This is a genomic window from Candidatus Rokuibacteriota bacterium (genome assembly GCA_030647435.1).
GTDB lineage: Bacteria > Methylomirabilota > Methylomirabilia > Rokubacteriales > CSP1-6 > AR37.
Genome location: JAUSJX010000034.1, coordinates 1 through 18,780 on the forward strand (window position 1 = coordinate 1; position 18,780 = coordinate 18,780).

General features: G+C 68.5%; 15 protein-coding genes. 14 read left to right on the top strand and 1 reads right to left on the bottom strand.

The window, feature by feature from the left end:
* Nucleotides 1–39: 39 nt before the first annotated feature.
* The 3 genes from Q7W02_06570 (at nt 40) to Q7W02_06580 (ending at nt 2,719) form a co-directional block, all read left to right on the top strand.
* On the top strand, nt 40–1,236 hold the full coding sequence (locus Q7W02_06570) for an acyl-CoA dehydrogenase family protein (GenBank protein ID MDO8475851.1): 1,197 nt from the start codon (nt 40–42) through the stop codon (nt 1,234–1,236).
* Between the two features lie 216 nt (nt 1,237–1,452).
* Complete coding sequence (locus Q7W02_06575) at nt 1,453–1,680, top strand: hypothetical protein (protein MDO8475852.1); 228 nt, start codon at nt 1,453–1,455, stop codon at nt 1,678–1,680.
* Between the two features lie 229 nt (nt 1,681–1,909).
* A complete protein-coding gene (locus tag Q7W02_06580) occupies nt 1,910–2,719 on the top strand; it encodes a glucose 1-dehydrogenase (GenBank protein MDO8475853.1) in 810 nt (269 codons plus the stop codon).
* A gap of 149 nt (nt 2,720–2,868) precedes the next feature.
* Here Q7W02_06580 and Q7W02_06585 read toward each other — a convergent pair whose 3' ends face one another.
* Nucleotides 2,869–3,747: an alpha/beta hydrolase gene (locus Q7W02_06585; protein ID MDO8475854.1), complete on the bottom strand. Its 879-nt coding sequence runs from the start codon at nt 3,745–3,747 to the stop codon at nt 2,869–2,871.
* 501 nt (nt 3,748–4,248) lie between these two features.
* On the opposite strand from Q7W02_06585, the gene Q7W02_06590 reads away from it, so the two are divergent.
* Genes Q7W02_06590 through Q7W02_06640 form a run of 11 tightly spaced genes read left to right on the top strand, consistent with a single transcriptional unit; the run spans nt 4,249 to nt 18,773 of the window.
* A complete protein-coding gene (locus Q7W02_06590) occupies nt 4,249–5,121 on the top strand; it encodes a branched-chain amino acid ABC transporter permease (protein MDO8475855.1) in 873 nt (290 codons plus the stop codon).
* Nucleotides 5,118–6,104, top strand: a complete 987-nt coding sequence (locus tag Q7W02_06595) for a branched-chain amino acid ABC transporter permease (protein MDO8475856.1) — start codon at nt 5,118–5,120, stop codon at nt 6,102–6,104. The genes Q7W02_06590 and Q7W02_06595 overlap by 4 nt, the downstream gene beginning before the upstream one ends.
* Complete coding sequence (locus Q7W02_06600; GenBank protein MDO8475857.1) at nt 6,101–6,829, top strand: ABC transporter ATP-binding protein; 729 nt, start codon at nt 6,101–6,103, stop codon at nt 6,827–6,829. Before Q7W02_06595 ends, Q7W02_06600 begins: the two co-directional genes overlap by 4 nt.
* 27 nt (nt 6,830–6,856) lie before the next feature.
* The gene (locus Q7W02_06605; GenBank protein ID MDO8475858.1) at nt 6,857–8,002 is read left to right on the top strand and encodes an acyl-CoA dehydrogenase family protein; all 1,146 of its coding nucleotides are present in this window, start codon (nt 6,857–6,859) and stop codon (nt 8,000–8,002) included.
* A gap of 1 nt (nt 8,003) precedes the next feature.
* On the top strand, nt 8,004–9,986 hold the full coding sequence (locus Q7W02_06610) for an FAD-dependent oxidoreductase (GenBank protein MDO8475859.1): 1,983 nt from the start codon (nt 8,004–8,006) through the stop codon (nt 9,984–9,986).
* On the top strand, nt 9,986–10,897 hold the full coding sequence (locus tag Q7W02_06615) for an NAD(P)-dependent oxidoreductase (GenBank protein ID MDO8475860.1): 912 nt from the start codon (nt 9,986–9,988) through the stop codon (nt 10,895–10,897). Before Q7W02_06610 ends, Q7W02_06615 begins: the two co-directional genes overlap by 1 nt.
* A complete protein-coding gene (locus Q7W02_06620; protein MDO8475861.1) occupies nt 10,894–12,510 on the top strand; it encodes an AMP-binding protein in 1,617 nt (538 codons plus the stop codon). The genes Q7W02_06615 and Q7W02_06620 overlap by 4 nt, the downstream gene beginning before the upstream one ends.
* Nucleotides 12,507–14,459, top strand: coding sequence for an FAD-dependent oxidoreductase (locus tag Q7W02_06625; protein ID MDO8475862.1), 1,953 nt, complete (start codon nt 12,507–12,509; stop codon nt 14,457–14,459). Before Q7W02_06620 ends, Q7W02_06625 begins: the two co-directional genes overlap by 4 nt.
* 17 nt (nt 14,460–14,476) lie before the next feature.
* Nucleotides 14,477–16,066 (top strand): AMP-binding protein, encoded by a 1,590-nt coding sequence (locus tag Q7W02_06630; protein MDO8475863.1) that lies wholly within the window; start codon nt 14,477–14,479, stop codon nt 16,064–16,066.
* A 2-nt stretch (nt 16,067–16,068) separates the two neighbouring features.
* Nucleotides 16,069–16,812, top strand: a complete 744-nt coding sequence (locus Q7W02_06635; GenBank protein ID MDO8475864.1) for a maleate cis-trans isomerase — start codon at nt 16,069–16,071, stop codon at nt 16,810–16,812.
* Entirely contained in the window at nt 16,809–18,773 is a 1,965-nt protein-coding gene (locus Q7W02_06640; protein ID MDO8475865.1) for an FAD-dependent oxidoreductase, read from the top strand. The genes Q7W02_06635 and Q7W02_06640 overlap by 4 nt, the downstream gene beginning before the upstream one ends.
* Nucleotides 18,774–18,780: the final 7 nt, after the last annotated feature.

Below are 18,780 nucleotides of genomic sequence, written 5' to 3' on the forward strand. Positions count from 1 at the left end.
CGCCATGCGACTCGACGGTTCATAAGGAGACACCGCGCAATGGATTTCGCCTCGTCCCCGAAGGTCAGGATGCTGGTCGAGCAGCTCGCGGCATTCATGGCGCGCCAGGTGTATCCGAACGAGCGGGTGTTCTACGAGCAGATCGAAGCCTCCGGCAACCGGCATCACCGGCCCGCGATCCTCGAGGAGCTCAAGCAGCGGGCCCGCGAGGCCGGGCTGTGGAACCTCTTCCTCCCTGATCCCACGTACGGCGCCGGGCTGACCAACGTCGAGTACGCCCCGCTGGCGGCGATCATGGGGCGCGTGGTGTGGGCGTCGGAGGTCTTCAACTGCTCGGCGCCCGACACGGGGAACATGGAGATCCTTGCCCAGTACGGGACCCCGGAGCAGAAGGCGCAGTGGCTCGAGCCGCTGCTGGAGGGGCGCATCCGGAGCGGGTTCTCCATGACGGAGCCGATGACCTCCGGCTCGGATCCCACGCAGATGCAGACGCGCGCGGTGCGGGACGGCGACTCCTGGGTCATCAGCGGGCGCAAGTGGTTCACCACCGGCGCCATGCACGCGCGGATCCTGATCGTCGCCGCCGTGACGCATCCCGACGGCTCCCGGCACCGCCGGGTGAGCCTGCTGCTCGTGCCGACCGAGACCGCGGGCGTCACCATCCTCCGCTCGCCGCCGGTCTTCGGCCACATCAGCAGCCCCGGCGAGTGCGAGATCCGCTTCGACGAGGTCCGCGTGCCCGCGCGGAGCCTGCTCGGCGAGGAGGGAGCCGGGTTCGCCGCCGTCCAGTCGAGGCTCGGGCACGGCCGCATCCACCACTGCATGCGGGCGGTGGGCATGGCCGACCGCGCGGTGGAGCTGATGTGCCGCCGCGCCGCCACGCGTGTCGTCGGGGCCGGACCGCTCGCGGACAAGCAGATGGTCCAGGACATGATCGCGAAGTCCAGGATCGAGGTGGAGGCCGCGCGCCTGATGATGCTCCACGCGGCCTGGAAGATGGACACGGAGGGCAAGAAGGAAGCGTGGCCCGAGATCTCGATGGCCAAGGTGCTGTGCGCCCAGACCGCCTGCCGGGTCGTCGACCGCGCGATCCAGGTGCACGGCGCGCTCGGCGTCACCGACGACGTGCCGCTGGCCGCGATGTGGCGCTACGCGCGCATCCTGCGGCTGGGAGACGGCGCCGACGAGGTCCACAAGGTGAAGATCGCCGAGCACGAGATGCGGCGGTGGACGTGAGCGCCGGGGCTGCCGTGGAGCGGGCGGAGGATCGCCTTCGCCAGGGCCTGGAGCAATTCATCGCGCGGCAGTCGGGCGCCTCGGCCGCCGTCGTGGGATGTGTCCGGCTGCCGGGTGGGACCCTGCGCGATGCGTGGGGTATCGACGCCCGCATCGACGCGGGGCCGTTCGCGGGGCCGCACCCGGCCCTCGAGCTTGCGCTCCGCTGGCCTCACCGTGCTGACCCTCGGCCTGCCGACGCGGCTGCAGCGCTTCTTCGCCACGACGAACTGCATCGAGAACCTGATCGGGACCGTGCGCCACGTCACGCGCAACGTCAAGCGCTGGCACGACGCTGCGATGATTCGGCGCTGGGCGGGCCTGGGGCTCGGGCGGGCAGCGACGCCCTTCCGCCGGATCAAAGGCCATCAGGAGCTCGAGACGCTGGTGGCGGCACTGGCGTGAGTCGACAGGCTCTTCTGAGCCGCGGCGATTTCTCGGCGAGGACCAGGGAAGGCTCAGGAACGATCTTGAAGAAGGGGGTGGCTATGTCGGTATGCCCGCAGACGGTCGCTGCGAGCACTCACATCGAGGTGTCGCAGGCGCGCAAGCTATAATGCGGGACCGCCGCCGCTCAGCCAAGTCCAACAGCCGGCGGGACAACTCCCTTCAACTCATGAAAGGAGGTTAGAAGATGTTCGATCTTTCGAGATTTTCTCTTGAAGGCAAGGTAGCGATCGTAACGGGCGGTGGCCGAGGTATCGGAAGGGCGATTGCCCAGGGCTTTGCCAACGCCGGTGCCAAGGTTGCGATTGCCAGCCGTAAGATGAACGACCTTGAAGCTACTGCTGCGGAAATAAAGGCCTTCGGGGGTGAGGCACTACCTGTCCAGTCGCACCTGGGGAAGATGGAAGAGATCAACAAGATGGTCAGCACCGTGTTGGACAGGTTCGGCAGGATCGATATACTGGCCAATAATGCCGGTACCACTCCTGCGATCGGGACCGTGCTGGATTCCGACGAGCGTCTCTGGGACACCATCATAAACCTGAACCTGAAAGGGCTTTACTTTTCCAGCCAGGCTGTCGCCAGGATCATGAAGAAGCAGGGCGGGGGGAAAATAATAAATATCACCTCCATCGATGGCTTCAAGCCGGAACCTGGAGCGAGTATTTATAGTATTTCCAAGGCCGGCGTCCGAATGGTAACCAGGGCTTTTGCCGCAGAGCTAGCGCCCTTCAATATTCAGGTGAACGCGATTGCCCCCGGGCCGATCAGCACGAAGCTGTTAGATTCGCACTGGTTCCATCTTCCGCCGGAAGAGGCCAAAAAGCAGAAAGAAACCATGGCCAACATGACGCCTATGGGACGCATCGGCGAACCCGATGAAATAGTCGGAGCCGCGATTTACCTGGCTTCCGACGCCTCCAGCTATACCACCGGCACCGAGATCGTGATTGATGGTGGAGTCTTGCAGGCTTTTGCTGTACCGGGGACCGACTAATACGCGGCAATTTTTCCGGTTATCACAGGATATGGGTGACGAAACCCTTCAACCGGGATTTCCGATCTGGACAATCGTGGGCCGGCATCCGCGCATTCTGTCCATTGTCTGCGACATTGAGCCTCTCTCACCTTGGGATACATCAAACCTCAAATTTTCAGCTTCCCTTTAATCCAATCCGTGACCACCTTCATCACTTCATCGCAAGGCCCAGGGCTCTTATAGACATCAAAATGCATCTTGACTAACGAAGAGGGGATGATCCAAAGATCCTTGGGTTCTCCAGCCATCTTGCACATAGAAATCGTCTCCTCATAGGGAACCAGCAATTCGGATTCTGTGTGAACAAAGAAGATCGGCCTTGGAGAAATTCTGTTCGCCACAGCCTCTGGTCTATAGTTCATTAGACTTTCAGCGGAGCTCAAGGAGATCTCTGTCTTCTTGTGGGTTGAGAGATAGGCCTCTTTCTCTTCCTTACTTAGGCGCATGACATCCAGCGAATCCCAGTACTTCGACTTCCCGGTTTTCGCGCGTTCTAAGCTGTCTTTTTCGACCTCCTCTTGGAATCTCCTCCATTCCACCAGGGTCCTCATGCCCCTGAGCCATCGTGCTCCATCTCCAACTCCAAACATCCCGACCACGTACTTTACTCTTTGGTCCTCTGCTCCCGCGGACACGACATGGGAACCGCCTAAACTCAATCCCACCAAACCTACCTTTTCCGCGTCCACCTCATCCCTTTGCAGAAGGTAGGAAGTTGCGCTCTTGATGTCTTCAACTTGTTCAGAACAGATCAGACGATTCCTATCCCCTTCACTCTCGCCCCAACCCCGGTAGTCAAAGATAAGACAGGCAAAGCCCGCGGCTGTTAGAGGTGGTACGACTTGGGCGCTCCGGCCCTCCTTTTCAGAGGTGTATCCTCCGCAGACCACGATGCCGGGAATTTTCCCCCCATTTTTATAATTGGCAGGAAGATAAAGGTTTGCTCTGATTTTTGCCCCGTCGCTAAAAAAAGTGATCTTTTCCACGCTTATCTCCTTTCTGAGTCATGGCTGTCCGTCTTCACGCGGAACCGATAGGTCGCCAGTCAGCTCGCCCCGGGTGCCCTGCGTGGCTGCGGCCCGATTGTAGCGAACGCGCCGGGTCAGGGTCCGGCACTTTTGGGTGGCCCGCCGTCGCTCCGCTCCGATCACGATGCGCCGATCTGGGCGTTCACCATGGAGCGATCGGGGTGTTCACGATGACCTAAATGCGCACGCGGCTGACCGGAAGTCTGCCTGCGTCACCGCGCCCCGAGCGGGCGCTTCGACCACGACCCCGGAATAGCTGCGCGAAATCGACTATGTAGAGCTCACGCGAGAGCCGATCTCGCGCCAGCGCCTGAGGCATTGGCGCTAGCAAAATGATGCATTTGCTCTATTGCGCGGCCCGGCGCAGATGCGAGAGAGTGCCGATGAAAACTCATTGGTCGAAATTCAACCCGTCGGTTGGGACTGAAGTTCAACACGTCAGCCGGGATGGTGCGATCGATGGTCCAGACCAGCGTCCTGTTGCAGGCGATCACCCAGGGGATCTTCCTCGGCGGCGTCTTCAGCCTCATCGCTGTGGGCCTCACGCTCGTATTCGGCGTCATGCGCATCCTCAACTTCGCGCACGGCGAGCTCGTGAGCCTGGGGATGTACGGCGCCTACCTGCTCTTTGTCGCCGTCGGCGTGGACCCCTACCTCGGCGCCCTGGTCAGCATCCCGGTGTTCCTCCTGGCCGGGGCCGTGATCTACCGGACGCTGCTCCAGCCGATCCTCTCGGCGCCCGAGGACATGCAGCTCGTGATGACCTTCGGCCTGATGATCGTGCTCTCGAACCTCACGCTGCTCCTCTTCGGCGCGGACCTCCACAATATCCGTATCGCCTTTCTCGACCGCATCTGGGCGACGCCGTTCGGCTCGTTCCGCGTGGGCCTGCTGTTGGCGTTCGTCACCTCGGTGACGGTGCTGGGCGCGCTCCTCTGGCTCATCCGGTACACGGACACGGGGAAGGCGATCCGCGCGACGGCGGACGATCGGCGAGGCGCGCTGGTCGTCGGCCTCAACGTGCAGCGGGTCTACCTGACCGCGTTCGCGTTGAGCGTGGCGTGCGCGGGGATCGCTGGAGCCACCCTCGCGGGGTTCCTTCCCGTCACGCCGGGGCGCGGTGTGCAGTTCGTGCTTGTCGCCATCGTCGTCGTGGTCCTCGGCGGGATGGGGAGCTTCCTCGGCTCGCTGGTGGGAGGGCTGGTGGTCGGGCTGAGCCAATCCGTGGGCGAGATCTTCCTCCCCGGCACGCTGAGCGCGGCGCTGAGCCTCGGCCTCGTCATCGTGATCCTGCTCGTGCGGCCGTCGGGATTCTTCGGGGCCCGGGCGTGAAGCTGGCCGGCTGGCTCGCCCTCGCCGTCGCCGCCGTCGGGCTTCCCTGGGGGCTCCCCGAGTGGCTCCTCAGCACCGCGATCCTGACCTTGCTCTACGCCTACCTGAGCCAGAGCTGGAACCTGGTCGGCGGCTTCGCGGGGCAGCTCTCGCTGGGCGACGCGATCTACTTCGGCGCGGGCGGCTACCTCGTCACGCTGCTGAACCTGAAGCTCGGGCTCACGCCGTGGATCGGCCTCTGGCTCGGCGGCCTGCTCGGCGCGGCGCTGGCGGTGGCGATCGGGGCCGTGAGCTTCCGATTCGGCCTACGCGGGATCTACTTTGCGGTCGCGACTCTCGCCATGGCTGAGCTGACGCGGGCCGTGGTGCTGGAGAGCGCGTTCCTCGGCGGGACCTGGGGGCTCCAGCTCGACCTGAAGGACGCGCCCGGCAAGTTCCAGTTCTTGAGCCCGCTGCCCTACTACTACATCGTCCTCACGATGCTGGTCCTGATCACGCTGATGGCGTGGCACGTGCGCCGCTCGCGGCTCGGGTACTGCCTGCTCGCCATCCGCGAGCGCGAGGACTCCGCCGAGGCCCTGGGCGTGGATGCCTACCGCTGCAAGCTCCGGGCGGCGGGACTGAGCGGCTTCTGCACGGCCGCCGGCGGCGTGTTCCACGCGCAGTTCATTCTCTACCTGCAGCCCGACACCAACTTCGGGCTGGACATCATCATCAGGATGGTTCTCGGCTCGGTCCTGGGCGGCAAGGGGACTGTGGCCGGCCCCATCCTGGGCTCGACGGCCTTCGCGTTGCTGGACGAGGCCGTCCGCCTGATCCCTCTCTCGACCTCGCAGGGGGCCGCCGCTGGCCGCATCATCTACGGCCTCGCGATCATGGCGGTCGTCATCTTTCTCCCGTCGGGGCTCGTGAGCCTGCCCGGGCGGCTCCGCACGCGGACTGGCCGGCAGGTCGCGCGTGCGCGCGCGGAGGGGGCTGCATGACGGCGCTGCTGAAGGTGGACGAGCTCGCGAAGACGTTTGGGGGCCTCAAGGCTGTCAACCGGCTGAGCTTCTGCGTCGACGAAGGGCAGATCTTCGGGCTGATCGGGTCGAACGGCTCCGGCAAGACCACCACCTTCAACCTCGTCTCGGGGTTCTATCGGCCCGATGCCGGCGACATCACCTTTGCCGGGCATCGCGTGGTCGGTCTCAGGCCGCACGAGATCTGTCGACTGGGGCTCACCCGGACCTTCCAGATCCCCCAGCCGTTCGCGCAGCTGACCGTGCTCGAGAACACGATGGTGGGCGCCTTCGCGCGCACGAGGCACGTGACCGAGGCGCGCGCCGTCGCCGTCCAGATCCTGGAGTTGCTCGGGCTCGGCCAGCACCTCGGACAGAGCGCCGGGAGCCTGAGCACCCCGGAGCTGAAGCGGCTGGAGCTGGCCAAGGCACTGGCCACGCAGCCGAAGATGCTGCTGCTCGACGAGGTCATGGCGGGCCTCAACGCGGCGGACACGATGGGGATGATCGAGCTGGTCCGCCGCATCAACGGGCAGGGCGTGACGCTGCTCATCATCGAGCACGTCATGAAGGTGGTGATGACCCTGTCCCACCGCGTCTGCGTCGTCCATCACGGCGAGAAGATCGCCGAGGGCCCACCGAAGGACGTGGCGCGCGACCCGCGGGTCATCCAGACGTACCTGGGCAAGGAGTATCTGGGTGCCTGAGGGCGCGCCGCGCGAGGGAGGAGCGACATGATCGGCTTCCAGCTCACCGAGCAGCAGGAGCTCATGCGGCGGAGCATCCGCGACTTCATGCTCAAGGCGTCCTCGCCGCAGATGATCCAGGAAGCGGACGAGCAGGATCAGCTGCCGGAGGCGTTTCTCGACACGATGGCGCGCGCCGGGTGGTTCGCCCTCGTGGTCCCCGAGGCCTATGGCGGCAGCGGCGCGGGCGCGCTCGACGTCTCGCTGGCGCTGGAAGCCTTCGCCCAGCAGTGGCCGCTGGTCTCCCACATCTTCTACTCGCTCTACTTCGTGGGCGCCGACGCCATCGCGCACTTCGGCGACGAGAGCCAGAAGAAGCGGTACCTGCCGCGCATCGCGCAAGGCGAGATGCGGGTGGCCATGGCGATCACCGAGAGCGGCTCGGGCTCCGACGCCGCGTCCCTCACCACCACGGCCTCGCGCGACGGCGACGAGTGGGTCCTGAAGGGCGAGAAGATGTTCTGCACGGGAGCGAACGTCTCGGACATCACGATGGTCGCCGCCCGGACGGATGCCCCCGCCCCTAAGCACAAGGGCATCTCGCTCTTCCTGGTCGACCGCGACACACGCGGTTTCGAGATCCGTCTTTTGAAGAAGCTCGGCTTCAAGGGCCTCTCCACGACCGAGATCTTCCTCGACGACGTTCGTGTCCCCGCTGGCCGGTTGCTCGGCCGCCTCAACGGGGGCTGGGACCACCTCTGCCAGATCCTGGCCCGCGAGCGCTCGTGCATCGCCGCCATCTACACCGGCGGTGCCCAGCGGGCGATGGAGCAGGCGATCACGTACGTCAAGGAGCGCCGCCAGTTCGGCCAGCCGATCGCCGCGTTCCAGTTCACCAAGGGCAAGATCGCCGACATGCAGGTCGCGATCGAGGCCGGGCGGCTGCTCACCTACCAGGCGGCCTGGCGCGTGGACATGGGGCTTCCGTCCGACCGCGAGTCGTCCATCGCCAAGCTCTTCGCCACCGAGGCGTACATGCGGATCGCCAACCAGGGGCTCCAGCTGATGGGCGGCTACGGCTACATGATGGAGACGGAGATGCAGCGCCACTTCCGTGACGCCAAGCTCGGCGAGATCGGCGGCGGCACCTCTGAGATCCAGCGGCTCGTCATCGCCCGGTGCGCGGGGCTCTGAGATGGCGGCCGCCTTCGAGTACCTCTTCACGCCGATCCGGCTCGGGCCGGTGACATTGCGGAACCGCATCATGGTCGCGCCCTACGCCGCGCTGTTCGCCTCCGAGGAGTACCTGCCGACCGAGCGCCAGGCGGCGCACTACGGCGACCTCGCGCGCGGCGGCGCGGCCCTCATCGTGATGGGCGGCTCCGTGGTTCACCCCAACAGCCTCGCCCATCCGGGGTTCAACCTGATCTCGGACGAGCGGGCGATTCCCGGCTACCGCCGGATCGCGCAGCGGGTCCACGAGCACGGCGCGAAGATCTTCTCGCAGCTCTCGCACCACGGCCGCCAGACGCCCTCCGTCTACTCCCGTCGCGTCCCGTGGGCGCCCTCGCCCATCCCGTGCCTCCTCTACCGCGAGACGCCGAAGGAGATGGAGGAGGAGGACATCCAGGATGTCATCGCCCACACGGTGCTGAGCGCGCGCAACGTGGTGGACGCCGGCTTCGACGGCGTCGAGCTCTACGCCGCCCACGGCTACCTGATGAGCCAGTTCCTGTCGCCCGTTTCCAACCTGCGCACCGACGCCTGGGGCGGATCGCTCGACAACCGTCTGCGCTTCGTCGTCGAGACCGCCCGGGCGGTGCGGAGCACCATCGGGCCGGATCGGGCTCTCGGCCTCCGGCTCAACGGCGACGACTTCACGCCCGGCGGGCTGACACCGGACGACTGCAGGGAGATCGCGCGGCGTCTGGACGCGTTCGGCCTCTTCGACTACTTCAGCATCAGCGGCACGACTTACTACGCGTTTCCGCTCATCGTTCCAGACGGGTCGTTCCCGCCCGGCCTCTTCGTCCACCTGGCGTCGGGCATCAAGTCGGTGGTGCGGGCGCCGGTGGCGGTCGTCGGCCGCATCAACAGCCCGGTGCAGGCCGAGAAGATCCTGGCCGACGGGCACGCCGACCTGATCGCAATGGTCCGCGCCCTGCTCGCCGATCCCGAACTGCCTTCGAAGGCGCGCGACGGGCGCCTGGACGACATCCGTCCCTGCATCGCCTGCAACGAGGGGTGCATCGGCCGCGAGATCCGCCACGCCCCCATCAGCTGCACCGTGAACCCGGCGGTGGGGCTCGAGGCGACGCTCGGGATCGGCACGCTCACGAAGGCTTCGCGGCGCCGGCGCGTCCTGGTGGTGGGCGGCGGCCCGGCCGGGATGGAGGCGGCGCGCGTCGCCGCCCTGCGTGGGCACGAGGTGACGCTGGTCGAGGCTGCGGACGCGCTCGGTGGTCAGGCGCTCTTGGTCGCGAGGCTCCCGAGCCGCCAGGAGTTCGAAGGGTTGGTGCGCTGGCTCGAGCGGCAGGTGCGTCAACTCTGCGAAGTCCGCCTCGGCACGACGGTCGGCGCCGATGACGTCCTCCGTCACGCGCCCGATGCCGTGGTCGTGGCGACGGGCTCGGTCCCCGTCCGGACCGGCTACACACCCGTTCGTCCCGACGTGGCCGAGGTGCCGGGCGTCGTGCTTTCTCACGTCCTCACCGTGTGGGACGTTCTCAGTAACGGCCGGGCGCTGGGCGAGCGCGTGGTCCTCGTGGATGACCTGCACGACTGGGGAGGCCTCGGCGTCGCGGAGTACCTGGCCGCCCAGGGGAAGCGCGTGGACGTGGTGAGCCGGCTGCTCCACGCGGGGATGGATATCAATCCGACCTCGCTCGGCCCGCTCTACGGTCGCCTCCGCAAGCGCGGCGTGGCGTTCCATCCGGCGACGGTGGTGACGGAGATCCTGCCCGACTCCGTCAGGACGCTCGACCTCTTCACGAACGCCAAGGGAACCATCGGCGCCGTCGACACGGTCGTGCTGGCCATGGGAAGCCGGGCGCGCAACGAGCTGGCCCGCGCGCTCAAGGGCCGCGTTCCCGAGCTCCACGTGGTGGGCGACTGCCTGGCTCCGCGCCGCGTGCTCGACGCGGTGTACGAAGGCCACCTCGCCGGGAGAGCCATCTGATGGCGCCGAGCGAGGAGAAGCCGGTGGTCGGTGTCGTCGGTGTCGGGCGCATGGGCTACCTCCTCGCGCGCAATCTCCTGAGCCACGGCTTTCCCGTCGTCGTGGCGGGACACCGGAACCCCGAGCCGGTGGCGGCGCTGGCGTCCCAAGGCGCCATCGAAGCCGCCGGCGTGGGTGAGCTGGCCGCTCGGTCGGACGTCGTCCTGCTCGTCGTGCCCGGTGCGAGCGAGGTCGAGGCGCTCGTCATCTCACCGGGCGAGATCACGTCCAGCGCGCGGCCGGGAAGCATCGTCGTCGACATGACGACGAACCACCCCGACGTCGTCAGCCGCTGCGCGGCCGTTCTCGCCACCCGCGGCGTGCGGATGCTCGATGCGCCCATGAGCCGCGGCGTCCCGGCCGCGGAGGCGGGGACGCTGCTGCTCCAGGTGGGCGGCGACGCGATCACGCTCGCGGCGGTACGGCCGGTGCTGGAGGCCGTCGCCTCCGACGTCCTGCACATGGGGCCGCTCGGCGCCGGGATGACGGCCAAGATCGTCAACAACCTCAAGGCGCTGAGCGAGCTGCCCCTCATCGAGGAGGCGCTGCGCCTCGGTGTTTGCCTCGGACTCGACCCCGAGCGGCTGTCGGGGCTCTTCCAGGCCGGCTCGGCCGACTCCTTCATGGTGCGGACGCACGTGCCGAGGATCCTCGGCCGCGACCAGCGGATCTTCGCCACAGTGGACACCGTCCTCAAGGACCTCGAGCTCGCGCTCCGCCTCGCCACCACCGTCGACGTGCCGCTCCCGATGATGGCCGCCGCCCGTCAGGTCTATGCGGCGGCCCGGGACCAGGGGCTCGGGCAATCGGACCTGACAGCGGCGGTCAAGGTCTTCTCACCCTCTGAAGCGGCCGTGGGGAGCCCGCGGTGAGCCGCGCGTCCGCGCCCGATACCCTCGGCCGCGTCCTCGCCGAGCAGGCGGAGCGCCTCGGGGACCGGGCGTTTCTCACCTGTGCGGGAAGGCAATGGAGCTACTGGGCGATGAACGAGATCGCGTGCCGGGTGGCGAACGGGCTCGCGGCGCGCGGGGTGGGCAAGGGGACCGTCGTCGGCCTCATGATGCCCAACGTCCCCGAGCTCCTCATCACCTGGTTCGCGCTCTCGAAGCTCGGTGCCGTGGAGGCGCCCGTGAACACGGCCCTCCGGGGTCAGAGCCTGGTCCACGTGCTCGGCGACATCGGCGCCCGCACGCTGATCGCGGGACGCGAGTACCTGGAGGAGATTGCGCGCGTCGCGGAGCACGTTCCCTCGATCGCCGAGGTGATCGTCTTCGATCGCCACGACGCCGGCGCCGTCCCCTCGGGCTTCCCCTTCCCGGCGGTCCCGTTCGCCGAGCTGCTCGAGGGCCCGGCCCGGGAGCCTGACGTCGAGGTCGGGTCCCAGGACGTGATGGCGATCATGCACACCTCCGGCACGACCGGCCTCTCCAAGGGCGTGATGCTCTGCCACCGCCACCAGTTCGTCCTGGCCCGCAACGTGACGACCCACGTGGGGATGACTGGGGACGACGTCGTCTTCTCGTGCCTTCCGTACTTCCACAACATGGCCCAGGCCCTCCTGGCCTATCCCGCGCTGCAGGTCGGCGCGCGGGTGGCGATGGTGGAGCGGTTCAGCGCGAACCACTTCTGGCGCGAGGTCCGCGAGAGCGCCAGCACGGTGCTGATTTTCATCGGCTCCATGCTCGCCATCCTCCTCAAGCAGCCGGCGCGGCCCGACGAGGGAAGCCACCACCTGCGCGTCGGCTTCGGCGTCCCGGTGCCCGCCGACGTGTACCGTGACTTCCGCGCGCGCTTCGGGGTGGAGCTCGTGAGCGGCTACGGCTCCACCGAAGCGTCGATGGTCGCCTTCACGCCGCCCGGCAACCCGCGGCCGGAGTCGGCGGGCCGCATCCTGCCGTCCTACGACGTCAGGATTGTGGACGCGGAGGACCGGGAAGTGCCTCGCGGCGTCATGGGCGAGCTGGTGCTCCGGCCGCGGGAGCCCTGGATCACGTTCCTCGGCTACCACGGCCAGCCCGAGGCCACGGCGGCAGCGTGGCGAAATCTATATTTCCACACCGGCGACGCCGCGGTCATCGACGAGGACGGCTTCCTCCACTTCCGTGACCGGATCAAGGACGTGATCCGGCGCCGCGGCGAGAACATCTCGTCCGTCGAGGTGGAGAGCGTGGTGAACCTCCACCCGTCGGTGCTGACCTCGGCCGCGTTCGCCGTTCCCTCCGACGTGGGCGAGGACGAGGTGAAGGTCGTGTTCGTGTTGCGCGAGGGCGCCGGCCTCGACCCGGCAGCGCTGTTGGCCCACTGCGAGGAGCACCTGCCGTACTTCGCCGTCCCCCGCTACGTCGAGGTGCGTCCCGCGCTTCCCCTCACGCCGACGCAACGCGTGGAGAAACGCACGCTCCGCGACGAGGGGATCACGCCGGCGACGTGGGATCGGGAGGCGGCCGGGTACCGGCTCCGGCGGACGACGGGGGTGGCGCGATGAGTCGCGAGTTCCCGCATCTCTTCAGCCCGCTCCGGATCGGGCCCGTGACGGTCCCGAACCGGATCCTCCTCCCGGCCCACGGCACGATGTTCGCGGACGACAACGTCCCCGGCGAGCGCCTGGCCGCCTACCTTGCCGAGCGGGCCCGCGGCGGCGTCGGGGTGATCGTCACCGAGATCACCGCGGTCCATCCCACGTCGCGGCCGATGGACAACGTGATCCTCGGCTACGACCCGAAGGTCATCCTGGGCTTCCGCCGTGTCGCCGAGCGCATCCACGAGCACGGGGCGAAGGTCTTCGGCCAGGTGTGGCACTGCGGGCGGCAGAGCGACGGATTCTTCTCGGGCCTGCCGCTGTGGGCGCCGTCGGCCATCCCGTGCCCGGTCAGCCGCGAGATGCCGCACGCGATGACGCGGGACGAGATCGCCGAGGTCGTGGCGGGTTACGTCACCGTGGCGCGCCACATGAAGGCCGCGGGGTACGACGGGATCGAGCTCCACGGTGGCCACGGCTACCTGATCCAGCAGTTCCTCTCGCCGTGGAGCAACCAGCGCGAGGACGAGTACGGCGGCTCGCTCGACAACCGGCTCCGGTTCGCGCTCGAGGTCGTGAGCGCGGTCCGCCGGGAGGTGGGCCCGGGCCTCGCGGTGGGGATGCGGATCAGCGGCGACGAGCTCACGCCGGGCGGGCTCACCCTCCGCGACATGCAGGAGATCGTCCGGCGGCTCGAGGCGACGGGCGCGCTCGACTACTTCTCGGTCAGCGTCGGCAACTACACCGTCCACGACGTGATGATCGGCGACATGACCGTCCCGCCGGGGGCGCTCGTGCCCCTCGCGGCCGGGATCAAGGAGGCGGTGCGCCTGCCGGTGGCGACGGTCATGCGCATCAAGGATCCGGTGCAGGCCGAGCAGATCCTCGCCGATGGCCACGCCGACCTCGTGGCGATGTGCCGCGCGCTCATCGCCGATCCGGAACTGCCGCTCAAGGCGCGCGAGGGACGGCTCGAGGAGATCCGGATCTGCACCTCGTGCAACCAGGAGTGCCGTACACACTTCCGGGGCCGGGGGATCTCGTGCATCCAGAACCCGGCGGTGGGACGCGAGCGCGAGCTGGGCGCGGGGACGCTCCGTCGCGCGGAGCGGCCGCGGTCCGTGCTGGTGGTGGGCGGCGGCCCCGCGGGCATGGAGTGCGCCCGCATCGCGGTCCTGCGCGGGCACCGGGTCGTGCTGTGCGAGCGGCGGGTGGCCCTCGGCGGTCAGGTGCGGATCGCGACGCGCGTGCCGACCCGCACGGAGCTCGGCGAGGTGATCCGCTTCCTCGAGACCCAGGTCCGCAAGCTCGGCGTCGAGGTCCGGCTGGAAACTGAGGTGACGCCGGCGCTCGTGGAGCGCGAGGCGCCCGACGTCGTCGTCCTGGCCACGGGCTCGGAGCCGCGGCCCGCCCCGGCGCCGGCCAACGGCGCCCCCCTGCAGCTCACCGTGTGGGAGGCGCTGGAGGATCCCGAGCGCGCGGGGCGCCGCGTGGTGCTCACCGACGAGGGCGTCGGCTTCTGGCAGTGCTGGGGCACGGCGGAGTTCCTGGCCGAGCGGGGCCGGCAGGTCACGGTGGTGACGCCGCTGCTGGCGGCCGGCCCCGAGATCCCGGCCGAGAGCGCGCCGAACCTCTTCCGGCGCCTTCGCGCCCGCGGCGCCAGGTGGATCACGAGCCACACGATCCGCGAGGTGCGCGAACGGCAGGTGGTGGCGGCACATGTCCTCTCCGGTCGACCCACGGTGCTCGAGGACGTCGACACGCTGATCCGCGTCCCCCACCAGGAAGCGTGCGTCGGGCTCGCGAACGCGCTCAGCGCGGCCGGCGTGCGGGTCCACACGATCGGCGACTGCGTGGCTCCCCGACGCATCACCGAGGCGATCCGCGAGGGGCACGTGCTGGGTCGCGCGCTGTGAGCGAGGAGAGACGGGCGATGCGCTACGAGCGAGAGTCGGCGGTGCTCGGGAGCGTGCTGGTCGACCAGGCGCGGACCGCGGCCGATCGCCCCTACCTCTTCTTCGGCAGCCAGGCCTACACCTTCGCCGAGACCAACCGCCGGGCCAACCGGGTCGCCAACGGGCTCCGGTCGCTCGGTGTCGGGCATGGCGAGCCCGTGTGCTTCATGTTGCCGAACCATCCCGACACGCTCTTCGCATGGTTCGGCATCAACAAGGCGGGGGCCATCGAGGTCCCGGTCAACACCAACTTCCGCGGCCCGGGTCTGGCGTACGCGATCAACGACGTGGGCGCCCGGCGCCTCCTCATCCACCGCGACCTGCTCGGCACGCTCAAGGCGGTCGAGCGCGATCTCCGCACGCTCGAGGAGGTCATTATCTGGGATCCGAGCGGCCGCGAGGACGATCCCACCGGCCTCCGGTTCCGGACGTGCGCCCACCAGCAGCTCACCGACGCCTCCGATGGCGAGCCCGACGTGTCGGTGCACTACACGGACCTGAGCGCGATCCTCCACACCTCGGGGACGACGGGCCCGTCCAAGGGCGTGATGCTGAGCCACCATCACCAGATCTTTTTCGCCCAGATGATCGCCCGCCAGATGGGCTACCGCCCGGGCGAGGAGGTGGTGTACTCCTGCCTGCCGTACTATCACAATACCGCGCAGGCGATGACGGCCTTGCCGGCGCTGGTCACCGGGAACTCCATCGCGCTCGTCGAGCGGTTCAGCGGCAGCCGCTTCTGGGACGACATGCGTAAGCACGCGTGCACGGCGTTCATCTACTCGGGGTCGGTGCTCAGCATGTTGATGAAGCAGCCGCCGCGGCTCGACGACCGTGCCCATCCGGCCCGCGTCGGCCTCGGCGTGCCCTTGCTCGCGTCGGTCCACCGGGGGTTCGAGGAGCGATTCGGCGTCACGCTCCTCACCGGCTTCGGCTCCACCGAGATCCAAGTCCCGGTCTACTCGTCGCCCGAGGGCCATCCCCCGGGCGCCTGCGGCAAGGTCGTCGGCGAGTACTGGGAGATGCGGATCGCCGACGAGAACGACGAGGAGGTGGCGACGGGTCAGGTCGGCGAGATCCTCTTCCGTCCGCGCGTCCCCCACACGATGCTGGTCGGCTACTGGGGCAAGCCCGAGGAGACCGTCCCGGCCTTCCGCAATCTCTGGTGGCACCAGGGCGACATGGGCTACGTCGACGCCGACGGCCACCTCTACTTCGTTGATCGCAAGAAGGACGTGATCCGCCGGCGCGGCGAGAACATCTCCTCCTTCGAGCTCGAAGCCATGCTGAACACGCACCCCGCCGTGCTGGAGTCGGCTGCCTTCGGCGTGCCATCGGACCTCGGCGAGGAGGAGGTCAAGATGGTCGTCGTCTTCAAGCCCGGCGAGCGCGCCTCCTTCGAAGAGCTGGCGGTGTTCTTGAGCGAGCGCGTGGCGCGCTTCGCCGTCCCGCGCTACTTCGAGGCGCGCGACGTTCTGCCCAAGACCCCCTCGGAGCGGATCCAGAAGCATCTCCTGAAGGCCGACGGCATGACGGCCGCGACCTGGGACCGGGAGCGGAGGGACTAGCGATGGAGGACAGCATGTGGCGCGAGGACGTCCTCGGCTGGCGAGCCCGCGTGGGAGTGATCGTTCCCAGCACCAACCTCCTCGTGGAGACCGCGCTGCCGCGTCTGGCTCCCGAAGGCGTCACGTTCCACGCGGCGCGCCTGACGCTCACGGGCGCCGCTGACGTGCAAGGAGTGCAGCAGATGGCCGCGCGGGTCCTCGACGCCGCCCGCGACCTGGCGACGGCGCGGGTCGACCTGATCGCGTACTGCTGCACGGCCGGCTCCTTCGTCCAGGGTCCTGCCCACGATCGGGAGGTGGCCGCGGAGATCCGCCAGGCGGCCGGGACGCGCGCGCTGACGACGATGAGCGCCATCGTCGAAGCCCTGCGTCACCTCGGAATCCGGCGTCCCGTGGTCGTGTCGCCGTACACCGCCGAGCTGGAAAAGCTCGAAGCCCGCTATCTCGAGGGGGAGGGGTTCGAGCTCTCCGGGAGCGTCGCCATGGGAATCGCGGACCCCGTCGGCCTTCACGATCCCACCCCCGGGCAGATCTACCGGATCGCGCGAGGGGCGTGGGTCGATCGCGCCGATGGTCTCCTGATGTCCTGCATCGCGCTCAGATCCCACCTGGTGGCGGGCGCGCTCGAGCGCGATCTCGGCCGGCCCGTGGTGACGTCGCTGACCGCCACGCTGTGGGCGATCCTGCGCGCCGTCGGCGTCGGCGAGCCGGTGCGCGGCTACGGCCGTCTGCTGGAGACGCCATGAGCGCGGCGCCCTCGCTCCTCTTCTCGCCGATCCGGATCGGCCGCCTGACCGTGCCGAACCGCATCGTGTTCCCGGCCCACTTCACCGGCTTCGGAAAGGCCCATCACCCGACGGAGCGGCACGCCCGCTACTACGCGGAGCGCGCCCGAGGCGGCGTGGGGCTCATCGTGACCGAGATCACCGCGGTGCACCCGGCGAGCACGTCGTTCGAGCGCGTGGTGTGGGGCTTCGATCCCGAGTGCGTGCCCGGCTTTCGCCGGATCGCCGAGGCCGTGCACGCCCACGGGACCCGGATCATGGGGCAGCTCTGGCACTGCGGTCGCGACATGGCGACCGGGCTCTTCACGGAGCAGGCGGCGCAGGCCCCATCGGCCCTCCGTGGACCCGCCAGCTACCAGCTGCCTCACGCCCTCAGCGTGGAGGAGATCCAGGACGTCGTGGCGGGCTTCGTCCGCACCGCCACCCACCTCAGAGAGGCCGGCTTCGATGGCGCCGAAATCCACGCCGGGCACGGCTACCTGATCCACCAGTTCCTCTCGCCGCTCAGCAACCAGCGCGAGGACGCGTACGGCGGCTCGCTGGAGAGCCGCCTGCGATTCCTCCGGGAGATCCTCACTGGCGTGCGGAGCGCGTGCGGGCCGGACTTCGCGCTCGGTGTGCGCGTCAGTGCCGACGAGTTCACGACCGGAGGGCTCACGCTGGCGGACGCCACGAAGATCGCGGCGGCCGTGTCGAGCTGGGGGCTGATGGACGTGCTGTCCGTCAGCGTCGGCAACCACGGACTCTCCTACGCGCTGATGATCCCCGACATGCACGTGCCGCCAGGCGCATTCGTGGGGTACGCCGCGGCCCTGCGCGAGAGCGTGCGGGAGCCGGTTATCGCGACCGGGCGGATCAACGATCCGGTCCAGGCCGAGCGGGTGCTGGCCGAGGGGCAGGCGGACCTCGTCGCGATCTGTCGGGGCCTGATCGCCGATCCCGACTGGCCGGCCAAGGCGCGGGCGGGGCGCGGCGAGGAGATCCGCCCGTGCGTGGCATGCAACCAGGAGTGCATCGGCCGTCTCTACCGCGGCGGCGATCTCGCGTGCATCCACAATGTGGCGGCCGGGCGCGAAGAGGAGCTGGGCCACGGGACGCTGCGACCGACGGCACGACCCCGGCGGGTCGTCGTGGTGGGCGGCGGGCCGGCGGGACTGGAAGCAGCCCGGGTTGCCGCGCTCCGCGGCCACCGCGTGAGCCTCTATGAGCGCGAACGCGTGCTGGGCGGCCAGGTCCGCCTCGCCGCCACGCCGCCGCTCCGCGCCGAGTTCGGGGGCATCGTCCGCTTCCTCGAGCGCGAGGCGAGCCGACTCGGCGTCACGGTGGTGGTGGGGAAGGAAGCGACCGTCGACGTGGTGCTCGCCGCCGATCCCGAGGTCGTCGTGGTGGCTACGGGAGCGCGGCCAGGGCCCGTGCGCGTGACCGGTACCGAGACCACACCGGTCATGACCGTTCACGACGTGCTCGCCGGCGAAAAGGTCCCCGGCCGCTCTGTCGTCGTGATCGACAGCGGCCGGACCGGCTGGGAGTCCCTGGCGACCGCGGAGTGGCTCGCGGACCAGGGGTACCACGTCGAAGTGGTCTCGCGTCTGCCCTACGTCGGCTTCGACCTCAACGGCTCGAGCCTCCTCGGCTTCGTCCAGCGCGCCGCTCAGAAGGGAATCGTTCTCACGCCGCAGTCGGTGCTGCGGGCGGTGGGCGACGGCACCGTGACGCTCGGGGAGGTGTGGAGCGACGAGACGCGCTCGATCGAAGGCGTGGACGCCGTGGTCATCGTGCCCGATGACGTGGCAGAGGACGGGCTGGTGGCTCGGCTGCGGCAGGCCGGCATCGCCGAGGTCCATGTGGTCGGTGACGCCACCGCCCCCCGGACCGTGGCGCACGCGATCCTCGAAGGCCACCGTGCCGCGCGGGCCCTCTAGGGAGGAA

Excerpts from the sequence above, each read along its gene's own strand:
- Q7W02_06615 (MDO8475860.1), top strand. The coding sequence starts at position 9,986 with ATGGCGCCGAGCGAGGAGAAGCCGGTGGTCGGTGTCGTCGGTGTCGGG.
- Q7W02_06580 (MDO8475853.1), top strand. The coding sequence starts at position 1,910 with ATGTTCGATCTTTCGAGATTTTCTCTTGAAGGCAAGGTAGCGATCGTA.
- Q7W02_06590 (MDO8475855.1), top strand. The coding sequence starts at position 4,249 with ATGGTCCAGACCAGCGTCCTGTTGCAGGCGATCACCCAGGGGATCTTC.
- Q7W02_06635 (MDO8475864.1), top strand. The coding sequence starts at position 16,069 with ATGGAGGACAGCATGTGGCGCGAGGACGTCCTCGGCTGGCGAGCCCGC.
- Q7W02_06630 (MDO8475863.1), top strand. The coding sequence starts at position 14,477 with ATGCGCTACGAGCGAGAGTCGGCGGTGCTCGGGAGCGTGCTGGTCGAC.
- Q7W02_06570 (MDO8475851.1), top strand. The coding sequence starts at position 40 with ATGGATTTCGCCTCGTCCCCGAAGGTCAGGATGCTGGTCGAGCAGCTC.
- Q7W02_06625 (MDO8475862.1), top strand. The coding sequence starts at position 12,507 with ATGAGTCGCGAGTTCCCGCATCTCTTCAGCCCGCTCCGGATCGGGCCC.
- Q7W02_06600 (MDO8475857.1), top strand. The coding sequence starts at position 6,101 with ATGACGGCGCTGCTGAAGGTGGACGAGCTCGCGAAGACGTTTGGGGGC.
- Q7W02_06605 (MDO8475858.1), top strand. The coding sequence starts at position 6,857 with ATGATCGGCTTCCAGCTCACCGAGCAGCAGGAGCTCATGCGGCGGAGC.
- Q7W02_06610 (MDO8475859.1), top strand. The coding sequence starts at position 8,004 with ATGGCGGCCGCCTTCGAGTACCTCTTCACGCCGATCCGGCTCGGGCCG.
- Q7W02_06640 (MDO8475865.1), top strand. The coding sequence starts at position 16,809 with ATGAGCGCGGCGCCCTCGCTCCTCTTCTCGCCGATCCGGATCGGCCGC.